This window comes from Streptomyces sp. NPDC044002 (assembly GCF_056434525.1).
The window spans coordinates 47,956-61,354 of record NZ_JBWKEZ010000037.1; the positions used below are offsets into that span (position 1 = coordinate 47,956).

Below are 13,399 nucleotides of genomic sequence, written 5' to 3' on the forward strand. Positions count from 1 at the left end.
ACCCACCAGTTCCATGCCTGACCTGCCCGCTCTCTCGAAGATCCACTGCTGCCGGCCACCACCTCGGTGCTGGACGGTCACCCCCGCGGCTTCCTGCGGCTCGACCTGCGCTGATGGTTCGTCAATGTCCACTCCGCAGACCCCGTCTGCCGTCGCCGCCGGGCGAGTGCCAGGATGCCGCCATGACACAGATCATCAAGGGGGGAAACCTTCCGCTGAGCGGTGAGCCTGTCCGGGTCGCCGTCGTGTGCCGGTCCGGTGGGCCGGGCGCACCGGAGGTCGACGCGGCCGCGCTGCTGGTCGACGCGGGCGGCAAGGTCAGGGGGCAGGAAGACCTGGTGTTCCACAACCAGCCCGAGCACGCGGGGAGCGGCGTGCGGCTGGTGGGAAAGGTCGAGGGGGACGACGGGGCCGTCGGGGACTGGCTGGAGTTCACCCCCGCCGGGTCGAGCAGGCCGTGGAGCGGATCGTGATCGCGGCGTCCTGCGACGGCGGGACCTTCGGGGAGGTCGCGGAGCTGTACCTGCGGGCGGTGAGCGCGGCCACCGGGGCCCAGCTGGCGCTGTACGAGATCGAGGACGCGACGACGGAGGCGGCGATCCTGCTGGGCGAGTTCTACCGCAGGGACAGGGGGTGGAAGTTCCGCGCGGTGGGCCAGGGGTACGCCTCCGGACTCCCGGGCCTGGCCTCGGACTTCGGCCTCTCGGCCCCCTCAGGACTCCCCGCCCTCGCATCGCCCGCCGGCCCCGTACCCGCTCCGGGTCCCGTATCCGTCCCGGTCGTGAAGACGGACGGGCCGGCGCCGAACACCGCCTCCCACCCCGCACCGCCCGCCGCCGCCCGGCACGTGCCCGTACCCGCGCCCGTACCGGCCCCGTGCCTGGCTCCGGTGCCCGTCCCGGCCGCGCAGGCCGACGGGCCGGCACCGGGTGCCACGCCCTCCCTCGTACCCACCGCCGCCTCACCCCTGACCCCCGCCTTCGTGCCCCTAGGCCCGCCCCTGAGCGTCCTCCTGGAGCGGCGCAACGACCTCACGGAGCGGTATGGCCCGGAGTTCCCGTACTTCGAGTACGCGGGGCAGGGAACGGAGGACGTGGAACCCGGCCTCACCCTGACGGACGGCTACGTGGTGGTCGACGTGATGAGGGAGGGAGGCGGACTGATCGAGGTCACCTCGGGCGCCATGCACACCCGTCACTGGCGGAACGTCCTGAGCAGCCGGATCCCGGATCTGCACGGCATGGGCGTCGTCTACCAGGACCAGGACGAGCCGTTGCGGCTGCGAGTCCACGCGAGCGGCCGGTGGATGATCCGGCTCCGCCCGGTGACGACGCTGCGTCCCTTCGACGGCCCGGTGGAGGGCTTCGGACCGGAGGTCCTGGCCCACACCGGGCCGGAGACGGACGTCAGGTACCGCTTCCAGGGCGACGAGAACAAGGAAGGCTCCTTCGACGTCAGGCTCCACCGCCGCGGCGGGCACACGGACCGCGTGTGCAGCCAGGAGGGCCGGGGCCGGGGCAGCGGCTCCATGTCCCAGGGCCCGCGCCTGCTGGCCGTCCGCGCCGCCGGCGGCTGGTCCCTGGACCCCCGCCCGCCGGGCAGCAACTTCTGGAGCCGCCGCTGAAGGGTGTTGCAGAAGGTCTGCTGCGGGAAGGCCTGAGCGGCGCTTGACCGGCTGTTTCACCCGGCGAGGGTGAGGTCGTGCATGGTGGCGACGGCCTGGACGGCCTGGTGAGAACCGGTAGTTGCGGGAGGAGGCGGCGGACCTGCCGGTCGCGGACCGGGATGAGGGTGCCGTCCATGATCCACAGCCGGTCCATGACCTGGGCGAACGCGGGTGCGTCACCGGCCTGGCCGGGCGTGATGACGAAGGCCAACGGCCTGCAGCGGCCGTCGGCAACGAGGTGGATCTTCGTGGTCAGTCCGCCGCGGGAGCGGCCGAGGGCATGGTAGGCGGGCTCGCCGCCCGGGGCCCCTTCGCGCGGGCCCCGGCCGGGTGCTTATGCGCACGCACGATCGTGGAGTCGACCGCGACGACCCAGTCCAGGTCGCCTTCGGCGTCGGCCTGCGCGAGCAGAGCGCTGAACACCTTCGCCCACGTGCCGTCCGCCGCCCATTTCCGCAGCCGGTTGTGGGCGCCCTTCCACGGCCCGAAGTGCTCGGGCAGGTCCATCCACGGAGTCCCGGTGCGGTACTTGAACGCGATCGCGTCGATCACCTGCCGGCAATCCCACCACCGCCCACCCCGCTTCGGCGTCCGGTCCAGCAGCAACGGCACTCTGCGGGCCCACTGGGCATCAGTCAGCGACACACATCGACCAACGGTCCGATGATCTGAACGAAACGCCTAGCTGCGGGTGCCTGCGCCCCGCGGCACGCTCGAACCCTTCCTCCGCCTCGCTAGTCCAGCTCGTGTGGTCCAAGCCCCCGCCCGTACCGCAGAACGTGCCGTAGGCCCCCCCGAGGCTCCGGTTCCGTCCAACGGGCCCTGCCCCGCACCGCCTCCCCGCTGCGTTGGTTCCCCAACCTCATCTCCGCCCGCTTCGACGAGGTCATCACCATCGACGCCAAGGACCGAATGCCCTCCACCGCCTCCGACGGGTACGCCCTCAGCAACGCCGCCGTGCAGGCTGGCCTGCTCTTCACCGGCCTGCACGTCCCGGCCTCGCTGTACTACGTCCTCGGCGACGGGGCGGCGCACCTGCGCGCGGCCGCGACCCCGTGGCGCAGCCGCGGAAAAGGTAACGGGGGGCCGGACGCTCGCCGTTTGAGGTGAACACTGTGGCTGGTGCGTATGCGGCGGAACGTGAGCTCACTTACCATGACCATGCGTGCACACTCCGTTAGCACGTTCCGCGCGTTCAGACCCTCAAGTGACAGGACTGAGTCATGCCGCCCGTCATCACCGAACTGAGCCTGTACTTCGCCGACGTGGCGGGCGGTGAAGAAATGACTATCACCGGATCGGGATTCACCGGTACCAGCAGGGTGTATTTCCGGGATCAGAATCGCAAGGAAACCAATGCCAGGACCTTCCGCGTGAACAGCGACTCGCAGATCACTGCGACCACGCCTGCCGTCGATAGCGGCTCGTACCACGTATACGTGGTGGTCGGCGGCAGTAAGTCCACCACGCCGTCAACTATGGTGCTTGCACCCGACGGGGACAGCCTGGCCGCAACGGGGACGCAAGGAGTCAATGTGACTTCGGCCCCGTCCGACGCCAATCAGATGCGATTCCACACTCCAACTGGGCAAATGGTCGGGATTCAGGACGGCTCAAAACTGTTCGGTGGTCTTGGAGGCTTGGTCGGCGGTTCTGGCGGCGGCTCGACCACCGACGCGGACGACAACTCCTAGGCCAGCGGCTGCCCCAGTCCGTGTTGTTCACAGTCCGCCAACTAATCCGGGGCCCTTCAAAGCCCAGGTGTTGCAAGATCACCGGAATCCGACCGGCATTCCCCGAAGTGTGAGCCGCGCCTGCGGCGTCGGCTGCGGGTAGGCGCTGTCCGGGCGAGGACGAGTCGGCCACGGTCCGTGCCCGCGGCTGCGTGCCTTCACCTGATCGGGCGGCCGTAAACGCCGGCCCACCGGTCCCGCCCCGGTCACGGCGGGTACCGACCCGCGCTGGTGCGGGTGGGGAGCGGGTCTCCGGGTCTGGTTCCTGGCGTGATCACCGCGGTGGACCGCGAGCCATGGACCCCAGAGCAAGGCCGGGCCCCTGACTACGGCTCAGCCCTGCGCCGCCCTGACCGCGAGCCAGCCGCCGTGTAGCGGCCCCGAGACTGCGCCCGCGACCACGTCACAGCACCGTTCGTGCCCTGGCGCCAGCCGCGCAGGTTCCCCCAAGGAGGCCGGCGCCGCCCCGGAGCGTACGGACTAGTTACTCCACAGGATCTGGTCGTTGTCGAGGTCGTACACCTCGCGCTGATGAGGATCTGCGAAAAACTTTCAGCGAGCCTCATCACAGCCGCTGAGGCCGGCCCCGATCGGACTGCCCTGACGGCCAGCAGCGGACTCGAACCCAACCAAGCGCGCTTACTTCTCACCAACACCGAGTGACGAACACAGCCCCCCGTGCTCTCCAAAGCCGCCGACAGCCGCTCTCAGAACACGAGAGCACTTGTCGGTGGGTTTCGGCATCACGCCGTGATCGAAGAGCGCGTGAATGTTGGTGGGAAGTAAGAGCACCCCGAGTGGCGGGGAGCTCGATCGTGGGTGCGGGGCCAGCTTCGTTTGTGGCAGGATGGCGGAATGTTGATCAGAAAGGGCGATGCCGCGTAGGCGCCCGAAGGCCGTCCGTGCTGAGCTGTGGCGGCCTCGCAGACACGTTGTAGTTCGGCGGATCGGGGGCGTTTCCGCGAGGACTCGTGCAGCTGTCCGCCGCGTCGAGGATGAGCGGATGTGGCCTGGTGCGGTTGCTGACGCGATCGCCCGTTTCGAGTGGGCGTTCCGGCAACCCGGCCGTTACCTGAACGCATCCCCGGTCTGGCAGCCCGGGCTGGAGGTGGAGTATGCCCGCGATGATCTGGAAGAGGTCATGCTTCACCTCCCTCGCGGTGCCCGGCGCGATCTCGGCTGGCTGATTGCTCGTATCGACGATGAGTTCGAGCGCCGCACTCTGCCGAATCCTGGGCCGGTGAACGCATTCACGGTGGGCGGCTGGTGGTGGTCAAGGAGCCGTGAGCACTGACGATGCTCACGCAGCCTCGTGCGCCCAGGTCAGCTCCTGGCCAGCTGTTGTTCAGCGCGGGCGCGGGTGGTGGCGAGGCGGTAGGAGTCGGCGCCGGTCTCGATGATGGTGCCGCCGAAGGTGAGACGGTCGACGATGGCGGCGCAGAGGCGGGGGTCGGTGAAGGTCTTGGTCCAGCCGGAGAAGGACTCGTTGGAGGCGATGGCGACGCTGTTCCTCTCCTCGCGCTCGGTAAGGACCTGGACGAGGAGTTCGGCGCCGCGGCGGGGGAAGCCGGCGGCCTTGATGCGGTGCTCTGAGCGGCGGCGGGCCCGGTCGTCGCACCCGGCCAGGAGGAGTTCGGCGAGGAAGCCGAGGTTGGACATCTGCTCGCGGCCGGCGGTTTCGGCGAGCTCGGGGAACTGGGACCGGATGGTGGGCAGTCTCAGCATCCGACGTGCGTGGTCGATCGCTGCTGTGGCGGCCTGCTCGGTGGGTCCTCGCTGGCGGGGGATGGACACGTTGCTCTCATTCAGAGGGTGGGGCGGTCGGGGCGGAGCCGCGAGCTGGTCGTAGTGGGCGACGGAGGGCAGGGGGCGTTTGTCGGCTGGCAGGCGGGCCCGGACGGCAGCCGGCAGCGGGGCGATGCTGGTCCGGCTCCCTGCAGAGGTTCCGGGACTTCGACGGGAGCGGTGTCGGCGTTTGCTGCCGTGCGGGCTTCAAGAGCGACGGCGTCCGCGGTTAGTGCCCCGGTCTTGAGTGCGGCGGCCAGGCCGGTGACCAGGTGCTCGTGTGGCAGGTGCCGGCCGAGGAGAAGGACCTTCGATGAGTGCGCGGGTGCCGTCCCGCTCGCCGTGGGCCTTGACGGCAGCGTTTCACCAGGCGTCGTGGACAGGAGTGAACCGGCCAGCAGAGCGGGCCTGTTCGAGCGCGGTCGCTCCAGGGAGGGCGCCAGGCTTGCGCACGAGAGCTTCCAGGTAGTGGTCCAGCTCAAGGCGGGTGCCGCCTTTGGCGATCAGCCGTTCGTGCCGGGCCACTTCGTCCCGGCCGTCGTAGACCACGAGCTCGGAGGCGTGCAGCATCGCGCGGACGTGCGGCCGATCAGCCGGACGGGCACTGAGTAGCGGTTGGTGCGGACGCTGATCTGGCTGTAGCGGTCGACCCGTAGGGTGAAGAGTCGACCCGTCTCGACGGGCTCCTGCGGCAGCGGCGCCAGCAGCGGCTGCTCGGCCGCGAAGTACTCGCCGATCGTGCGAGGGCGGGACCGGATCCGGCGGTTCTCCTCCTTCTGGTCCCATCGGTCGATCATCGCGTTCAGCTCGGCGAGCGTCGCGATCTCGGGCACTGGGACGAGGTGGTTGCGGCGGAACCAGCCGATCTGCCCCTCGACCCAGCCCTTCTCGTGGGCACCCATGTCGCGGGAAGCAGCACGGCTGAGGAACCTGGTTGAGTTCGTAAGGCCGACCGGGGACACTCGCACGATGAGTCGTAGCGCATCGCCCACGTCGGTCGAACGAGGTTGGGACGAGCCGTGGTATCGGGTTCGAACGGACGCCTTCGAGGCATTGTTCCTGCCAAGCCCGGACGAGGACCTGGACGCGGTGTGCAACGTCGACGTCTTCGTGAACCTGAAGGACGGCTCCCGTTGGACCGCGACCGTGTTCACGGTCGCGGAGGTCGAACGCTTGATGAAGACCTGGGCCGGAAGCGGCGAGGCTCTCGGTGGCCGCTACTTCTGGGTCTCGGACGGCCTGATCGTCAGGGATCCCGGTATCGAGAGCATGACCCACGTCATCGTCGGACTGATCGAGACCGACGAGTTCACCACGATCTTCCAGCGACTCGAAGACGACTGACCAAGCCCTCGGCCACTTCTGCGAAGTGGTCTATCAGGCTACGTCTGTGTCCCGCTCGATGGCCTTGAGCCGGTTCTTGAGGCGGTAGCTGGGGCCGTTGATGGAGATCACGTCGCAGTGATGCAGGAGCTGGTCGAGGATGGCAGTGGCGAGGACTTCGTCGCCGAACACCCGTCCCCATTCGCTGGCTTTGAGGTTGCGGACCATGTCGCCGAGGCTGGTGAAGTAGACCGAGTAGCCGACCCGGCAGGCCGCGACCGCGAGGGCGACGGCGATGTGCGTCTTGCCCACCCCCGGCGGACCCAGAAGAGCGGCGTTCGCCTTGGCCTCGACAAACGAGAGCGTCGAGAGGTCTTTGACCTTGCGCGGGTCGAGGTCGGGCTGGAACGAGAAGTTGTACTCATCGGGCGTCTTGTGGTGCGGCAGCCGGGAGACATCCGATCGGCTGGGAACACGCCGCCGCCGCCGCCGTCACCACCTCCTCCGGCAGCCCCCGCCTGCTGCCCGCCTCCAGGGGACTGGCCACCCTCGCCTTCCTCGCGGGCATCCTGCTCCTCTTCGCAGGAGCCGAGTCCGAGGCCGTCCACGTCAGCGACATGCACGACCCCAAGCGCGGCTACCACAAGGCCATGTGGTTCGGCGCCGCCCTCACCCTGATCTCCGCGATCTACCTCGTCACCGCCAACGTGTCCACGGCCTTCTTCCTCATCTCCGCCATGACCGTCTCGCTGTATCTGGCGGTGTACCTGCTGCTGTACGCCGCAGCGATCCACCTCCGCCGTACCCGCCCCGACCTGCCCCGCAGTTTCCGCGTCCCCGGTGGCATCTCGGGTATGTGGCTGGCGCCGGAACCGGGTTCACGGCCGTCGCCTTCGCCCTCGTCCTGGCCTTCGTACCACCCGCCCAACTTCCCATCGGCATCCCCGCCCTCTACACCGGCCTCGTCGTCTTCACCGCGGTCCCCGTCCTCCTCAGGCCGTCACACCCCCGGCACCGGCACGGCACCGGCACCGGCCCGGCACCGGCACCGGCCCGGCACCGGCACCGGCACGTGCTGCGGGCTCGCCGCAGCGAGCGCTTGGGGTCCGGCGGGTCACCATGCTCGCTCGCCCCGCACGGCGGCGTCGGCCCCGCCGTCGATGAAGACGACCTGACCGGTGACATGGGTGTTCTCGGGCGAGGTCAGGAAATCGAGGAGCGGGGCGATCTGCTCGGCGGCGGCGTGGCCGTGCAGGGGCATGGGGATGGCCGCGTCGAGGACCTCTCGTATGCCGGGAACCGTGAGCATGGGCGCGGTCATGGGGGTGAGGACCGTGCCGGGTGCGACGGCGTTGAGCGGGATGCCGGCGCCGGCCCATGGCCCGGTGGCAGCGGTACGACGGACCCAGCGGGCGAGGGCGTTCTTGGACGAGCCGTAGACGACGTGGCCTTCGCCGCGCTGCACGGCGGCTTCCGCGGCGGTTGTCGCGGCGCTCTCGTCGCCGTTGAGGGCGGCTTCGGTGATGGCCGGGTCGTGGGGGTGGATCGCGGTGACGGACGAGATGACGACGGCGCGCGGTTCGCTGCCGGCGGCCAGCAGGGGGCGCAGCCCTTCCAAGGTGGCTACGGCACCGAAGTAGTTGACCTTGACGGTCTGCGGGCCAAAGAGCTGGACGCCCGCAGAGGCGATCACGGCGTCGAGGCGGCCGTCGCTCAGCTCCCGGGCACGCTCAACGAGCCGCGCACGGCCCTCGGGCGTGGACAGGTCGGCTTCGATGTCCGAGCCGGCAAGGTCGGCGCCGAGCACGGTGTGGCCCTGGGTCCGGAGGCGGGCGGCGGTTGCTTCGCCGATGCCGGAGGCGGCGCCGGTGACGAGATACGTGCGGGGGCGGGCACGGGACATGGGCACTCCTTGACTCGTATCGCTCGCTTGTGACCTGCGACGGTCCAGCCAACATACATTTATTGGCACGGCATGCCAAAAAGCCAGTCCGTGCCGTAAGTCGTCGACCTGCCACCCGGCCGGGCACCATGGCCCTGACGGACGGACATGCACGGAGATGGGACGGGGGATCGCACGATGGCGGTTGAACGTGGGCGGCCGCCTTTGACCGAGCGGCGGCGGCAGGCGACCCGCGTCGAGATCGCGGAGACCGCGGCAGCGCTGTTCGCCGAGCGAGGGTACGAAGAAACGACGGTCGAGGACATCACCGCGGCGGCCGGTATCTCGCTGCGGACCTACTACCGCTACTGCGCCTCGAAGGAGGACTCGCTCACCCCCCTGGTCACGTCCGGCATCGGCCAGCTCGTCGACGCCTTGGCGGCCCAGTCCGCGGACGAGCCGCTGATGGCCGCCGTGGAGCGGGTGTTCGCGACGCCGCTGTCCGAGCGGCGCCTCGTGGCCGTGGAGCCCGCGCGTGCGCTCGTCCGTCTCATGTGTGAGGTTCCGGCGCTCCGGTCGCGCTGGCTGGCCGCCGTACAGGAGATGCGGGACAGGCTGCAGCCGGTACTCGCCGAGCGGACGGGGAGAGCTGCCGACAGCCTGGAGGCACGCCTGCTCGCGGGCGCCGTGCTCGACGCGTTCACCGCGGCCGTGGAGCACTGGGCCGCCCAGGACCGGGCCGCTGGGCCCGATGACCTCCTCACGCTCACCCGCCGGGCGCTCACCGTCCTGCGGCTCGACGAACTGTAGGGGGGCAGGGCGCGCGCGGCTCCACCCGTTCCAGCAGAGGGGGCGATCACCGCATCCGTCAGCCGATGCCGCGCCACAACGCCGAGCCGATGCCCCGGAGGGACCGGCCCAGCACCGGACCCGTCGTGACGGCCTGAGCGATCCGCCCGGCGCGCCGGTCCATCCGCCGCAGGATACGGGCGCGCGTCCGCTCGTCATCGGCCTTCCACAGCGTCAGGATGTCCCGCCAGCTCTGGTCGCGCCACGACACCAGCATCAGCATGACCGCGTACGTGGCCGTCCGGCGGCCGAGCGGCAGGCGCCGGGCGGCCGTGGTGGCCCGGCAGCGGTAGCGGTCGGCCAGCACGTCCGCGCACTCGGCCACCGACTGCTCCAGGATGCGGTTCACCCGCTGGTAGTCCCGGTGGTACCGGCGCAACTGCGGCGCGTCGATCCGCTCGCGGTGCGCACGCAGGTAGTTGTGCACGACCAGCCCCAGGTCGTAGTTGATGTGCGCGTTGATCCCCAGGACCGCGCTCTGCCAGGGCGACGTCCGCCGGTGCGCGGCGTGGCTGGTGGCGAGGCGCCAGGAGGAGCTGGTCACCGGCTCGCCGAGCAGCGAGCAACGGGTGGCGATCAGCGCCTCCTCGGCGAAGAGACCGGTCAGCTCGGAGAGCCACTGCGGGTCCAGGAAACCGGTGTCGTCCTCGGCGTGCATGACGTCGACGACCTGACGGGTGATGACCGCGTAGACGTCGATGAAGACCGCGCGGTCGTCCCCGGCCCCGCGCAGCCGGCTGCTGAGCAGTTCGAGCGCCGCCAGCGCCTCCGGCGCCGTACGGGGCCGCCAGTTGATGCCCCCGATCGTGATCAGCACGCGCACTCCGCCCCTGTGGTGTTGTCCCCGATCGCGCCAACCTACGTGCGGCGCAACGCCCGCCCCGGCCCCGCAGAACCCGGTTGGCCGAATCCTTGACCACATGGAGTGAGTGCCGCATGCCGGACTCCACGGCCCGACGGGACAGCCCGGACCGAAGGCCGGACCGGCCACCCCCTTCAAGCTCCGGGATCACGACGAGGACCACGCCCCCGCGCCCGGGCAGCCCCGATTCGTCGACGAGCTCCGTGGGCGGGCCTATGCTCTGGCCGGCAGACGAACCATGGCCGGTGCGCACCGATCCGCACCGCCACGGGCGCGGCCGGCGCCCCGCGGACATCGACCGGGAACGGCGGCTCCTGCCCCTGGCCCGCGCCACCGGCTGACCCGTCCGCCGCTACGAACGGGCCCGGCCTGGTGAACTGGTCCGCATCGACGTCAAACAGCTCGGCCCGATCCCCGACGGCGGCGGGCACAAAGCCCTCGGCCGGGCCGCGGGCAGCCGCCCGAACAAGGACCGCGGGGGCGGCGTCGGCTACGCCTACCAGAACACCGCACTCGACGACCACACCCGCCTGGCCTGCACCGAGGACCTGCCCGACGAAGCCGCCCCGACCTGCGCCGCATTCCTGAACCGGGCCACCGCCTGGTTCGCCTCCGTAAACATCACCGTCGAACGCGTCCTGACCGACAACGCCTTGGCCTACGGCAAGAACACCTGGCGCAGCACCTGCCGCGACCTGGGTGTCCCTCGCGCGCGAGGTCCTCACCCTTGCCGGTACCGCCGTACGAGCCGGGGAGACCACCACGCCCAGCTTTGATCACTGCCTGGAAGCGCGGGGACGCGTCAACTGGTCGAACCGCGCTACGCCCCGACGAGTGGACACGCCGGACGCTGATCGCGGTCGGGGCCGCGGGGTGAGCAGGATGGGCCCTGTCCGCAGAAGATCACGACAGGATGGTTGGTGACATGGCCGAGCCTTCGGCAGGTGGACCGCAGGAGCTGGGTTCCGGAATGACGCGCAGGGGTGTCCTGCGCGGCACGGTCGGCGTCGTGGCGGCCGGCGCCGCCACGCAGCTGGCCTCTGGTGCGAACGCGTCGGCTGCGGTCGGCTCCGCTGCGGTGTCGCAGGCGGCGGCAGCGAGCCGGCGCGCGGCCGCCGACATCGCGGCGGCCCAGGATCCGCTGCTTCGGCGCAAGCAGCTCAGGGCGTTCGAAGTGCTGGACGTGGACGACGACGGTTTCATCACGCCGGCCGACACCTTGAGCCTGGCGAAGAGGTTCGCCAGGGCGACCGACGGCGGTCAGAGCTCCGCCCAGTTCCGGCAGCTGGTGGCCACCATCGACCAGATGTGGAAGGTCGTGGTCGCGGGGACGCACTGGGTCCCTGATGCGAAGCGGCTGGACGCCGAGCAGTTCGTCACGGTCATGGCCAACAGCGTGGCGACGACGCCCGACAGGACGCTGCAGTACATCACGCTCGTCACCAATCTGGTCTTCTCGATGGCCGACTCCGACCATGACGGTGTGATCAGCAGGGAGGAGTCCTTCCGGTTCGACGCCGAGGTTCTGGGGCTTCCGCTGCAGAAGTCGCAGGAGGCGTGGGCGGCCTTCGCCACGGCCGATCCGGAGCGGCTGACCTACGAGGAGATGCTCGTCGGGGTCACGGACTTCGTGACCAGTGTCGACAGCCGGGCGCCGGGCAACGCGATCCTGGGCAGGCTCTGAGTTGGTGCCGGGTACGGTGACGACAGTCGGGCAGGAGCCGGCCTTCACCGGTCAGCCGCTGCTGGCCCTTGCCCGGCGGACCGGTGAGGCCGTCCAGCTCGTGGCCCGCAGGTCCGACGGTGCGCTAGGGGTCGCGGGGCCGGGGTGGCCGGGAAACCGTGCCGGCGACCTGGCCGTGGTCGCCCGGCTGCCCGCGCTCTACCCGGAGCGGCTGGGCGACCCGGAGTTCACCCGGGCGCACGGCGTGCGGTTCCCCTATGTCGCGGGGGAGATGGCCAACGGCATCTCCGGTACCGCCCTGGTGTCGGAGATGGCGCGCGCCGAGATGCTGGCCTTCCTAGGGTCCGCAGGTATGGCCGCCACTCGGCTGGAACGCGCCCTGGCCGTGCTGGCCGATCAGCTGGGAGCCAGACGGAACTGGGGCGCGAACCTCATCCACCAGCCCGACAGCCCCGCAGCCGAGGACGAGACCGCCACGGTGCTCCTGCGAGCCGGGGTGCCCAGGATCTCGGCCTCGGCCTACATGACGCTCACCCCGGCAGTCGTCCGGTGCGCCGCCACCGGGCTGCGCCGGGATGGGAGCGGGCGGATCCAGCGCGGAGCTGCGGTGTTCGCCAAGGTCTCCCGTCCGGAGGTGGCCGAGCAGTTCATGTCACCGGCCCCTGGCGAACTGCTGAGGCTGCTGGTCGGCCGCGGGCAGCTCACGGCCGACGAAGCGCGGCTGGCCGAACGGGTGCCGGTCGCCGAGGACGTCACCGTCGAGGCCGACAGCGGCGGGCACACCGACAGCCGCCCACTCGGCGTCGTCCTCCCGGAAATCCTGGCCCTGCGCGACGCACTGGCCGGACGGCTGCGCCTGGAGCGGCCCGTCCGGGTCGGGGCCGCGGGCGGGCTTGGGGATCCGGCGGCCGTGGCAGCGGCCTTCGCCCTGGGTGCCGCGTACGTGGTGACCGGAACGGTGAACCAGATGTCCGTGGAGGCGGCGGTCTCGCCGAGGGCGAAGGCCCTGCTCGCCGGTGCGGGTGCCACCGACGTCGCGATGGCACCGTCCAGCGACATGTTCGAGATCGGATCCAAGGTCCAGGTCCTGCGACGCGGCACGATGTTCGCAGCCAGGGCGGGATGGCTGCACCGCCTCTACGAGCGCCATCCCTCGCTGGAGGCGCTGCCGGAGGCGACCCTGGCCGCTTTGGAGCGGGAGGTGTTCGGTTCGCCGGTCGCCACGGTGTGGGAGGCGACCCGCGCGTACTGGGCCGCCCGCGATTCCGCCGTCGTCGCCCGCGCGGAGGCCGATCCCCGCCACCGGATGGCGCTGGTGTTCCGCTGGTACCTCGGCAGCACCAGCCTGTGGGCGATCGACGGCCGCGCGGACCGGGTGGCCGACTACCAGGTGTGGTGCAGCCCGGCCGCCGGCGCGTTCAACCGCTGGACCGCGGGCAGCTTCCTCGCCGAACCCTCCGCCCGCACGGTCGTCCAGATCGCCCGCAACCTCATGCAGGGCGCGGCGGTGCTCACGCGCGCACACCAACTGCGGACCTTCGGCGTCCTCCTTACCCACGAGGCGTTCGGTTTCCGGCCGCGCCCGCTGGTCTGACTTCCCGTTTCGTCAGGAGTT

12 protein-coding genes and 4 pseudogenes are annotated in these 13,399 nt (G+C 70.5%); 10 read left to right on the forward strand and 6 right to left on the reverse strand.

The window, feature by feature from the left end; translation table 11 throughout:
• The first annotated feature begins 182 nt into the window (after nt 1–182).
• Nucleotides 183–1,624 (forward strand): annotated as a pseudogene (locus tag AC07A6_RS25405) (TerD family protein).
• Between the two features lie 184 nt (nt 1,625–1,808).
• Here the strand turns inward: AC07A6_RS25405 and AC07A6_RS25410 are convergent.
• Nucleotides 1,809–2,311, reverse strand: a pseudogene (locus AC07A6_RS25410) (IS5 family transposase); the annotation flags it as partial.
• A 267-nt stretch (nt 2,312–2,578) separates the two neighbouring features.
• Between AC07A6_RS25410 and AC07A6_RS25415 the strand changes: the two are divergent.
• From AC07A6_RS25415 to AC07A6_RS25425, 3 genes are all read left to right on the forward strand, one after another.
• Complete coding sequence (locus AC07A6_RS25415; RefSeq protein ID WP_478778654.1) at nt 2,579–2,776, forward strand: hypothetical protein; 198 nt, start codon at nt 2,579–2,581, stop codon at nt 2,774–2,776.
• Between the two features lie 113 nt (nt 2,777–2,889).
• On the forward strand, nt 2,890–3,360 hold the full coding sequence (locus AC07A6_RS25420) for an IPT/TIG domain-containing protein (protein WP_478778655.1): 471 nt from the start codon (nt 2,890–2,892) through the stop codon (nt 3,358–3,360).
• Nucleotides 3,361–4,402: 1,042 nt separating this feature from the next.
• Nucleotides 4,403–4,693 carry a hypothetical protein gene (locus AC07A6_RS25425; protein ID WP_478778656.1) on the forward strand — a complete coding sequence of 97 codons (291 nt, stop codon included), beginning with the start codon at nt 4,403–4,405 and terminating at the stop codon, nt 4,691–4,693.
• Between the two features lie 29 nt (nt 4,694–4,722).
• Here the strand turns inward: AC07A6_RS25425 and AC07A6_RS25430 are convergent, their stop codons facing one another.
• Both AC07A6_RS25430 and AC07A6_RS25435 read right to left on the reverse strand, forming a co-directional pair.
• Nucleotides 4,723–5,193, reverse strand: coding sequence for an ATP-binding protein (locus AC07A6_RS25430; protein WP_478778657.1), 471 nt, complete (start codon nt 5,191–5,193; stop codon nt 4,723–4,725).
• Between the two features lie 494 nt (nt 5,194–5,687).
• Entirely contained in the window at nt 5,688–6,086 is a 399-nt protein-coding gene (locus AC07A6_RS25435) for a Mu transposase domain-containing protein (RefSeq protein ID WP_478778658.1), read from the reverse strand.
• A gap of 67 nt (nt 6,087–6,153) precedes the next feature.
• Between AC07A6_RS25435 and AC07A6_RS25440 the strand changes: the two genes are divergently transcribed.
• The gene (locus AC07A6_RS25440) at nt 6,154–6,528 is read left to right on the forward strand and encodes a hypothetical protein (RefSeq protein WP_478778659.1); all 375 of its coding nucleotides are present in this window, start codon (nt 6,154–6,156) and stop codon (nt 6,526–6,528) included.
• Nucleotides 6,529–6,561: 33 nt separating this feature from the next.
• Here AC07A6_RS25440 and AC07A6_RS25445 read toward each other — a convergent pair.
• Nucleotides 6,562–6,996 (reverse strand): annotated as a pseudogene (locus AC07A6_RS25445) (ATP-binding protein); the annotation flags it as partial.
• Nucleotides 6,997–7,124: 128 nt separating this feature from the next.
• Here AC07A6_RS25445 and AC07A6_RS25450 point away from each other — a divergent pair.
• Nucleotides 7,125–7,682 (forward strand): amino acid permease, encoded by a 558-nt coding sequence (locus tag AC07A6_RS25450; RefSeq protein WP_478778660.1) that lies wholly within the window; start codon nt 7,125–7,127, stop codon nt 7,680–7,682.
• Here AC07A6_RS25450 and AC07A6_RS25455 read toward each other — a convergent pair.
• Complete coding sequence (locus AC07A6_RS25455) at nt 7,622–8,410, reverse strand: SDR family oxidoreductase (protein WP_478778661.1); 789 nt, start codon at nt 8,408–8,410, stop codon at nt 7,622–7,624. The genes AC07A6_RS25450 and AC07A6_RS25455 overlap by 61 nt on opposite strands.
• A gap of 177 nt (nt 8,411–8,587) precedes the next feature.
• Between AC07A6_RS25455 and AC07A6_RS25460 the strand changes: the two genes are divergently transcribed.
• A complete protein-coding gene (locus tag AC07A6_RS25460; RefSeq protein WP_478778662.1) occupies nt 8,588–9,199 on the forward strand; it encodes a TetR/AcrR family transcriptional regulator in 612 nt (203 codons plus the stop codon).
• A gap of 58 nt (nt 9,200–9,257) precedes the next feature.
• Here the strand turns inward: AC07A6_RS25460 and AC07A6_RS25465 are convergent, their stop codons facing one another.
• On the reverse strand, nt 9,258–10,055 hold the full coding sequence (locus tag AC07A6_RS25465) for a DUF5995 family protein (RefSeq protein ID WP_478778663.1): 798 nt from the start codon (nt 10,053–10,055) through the stop codon (nt 9,258–9,260).
• Nucleotides 10,056–10,267: 212 nt separating this feature from the next.
• Between AC07A6_RS25465 and AC07A6_RS25470 the strand changes: the two are divergent.
• The 3 genes and pseudogenes from AC07A6_RS25470 to AC07A6_RS25480 form a co-directional block, all read left to right on the forward strand.
• Nucleotides 10,268–10,822 (forward strand): annotated as a pseudogene (locus AC07A6_RS25470) (DDE-type integrase/transposase/recombinase); the annotation flags it as partial.
• Between the two features lie 248 nt (nt 10,823–11,070).
• The gene (locus AC07A6_RS25475; RefSeq protein ID WP_478778664.1) at nt 11,071–11,784 is read left to right on the forward strand and encodes an EF-hand domain-containing protein; all 714 of its coding nucleotides are present in this window, start codon (nt 11,071–11,073) and stop codon (nt 11,782–11,784) included.
• Between the two features lie 16 nt (nt 11,785–11,800).
• Nucleotides 11,801–13,378: a PfaD family polyunsaturated fatty acid/polyketide biosynthesis protein gene (locus AC07A6_RS25480; RefSeq protein ID WP_478778665.1), complete on the forward strand. Its 1,578-nt coding sequence runs from the start codon at nt 11,801–11,803 to the stop codon at nt 13,376–13,378.
• Nucleotides 13,379–13,399 lie beyond the last annotated feature (21 nt).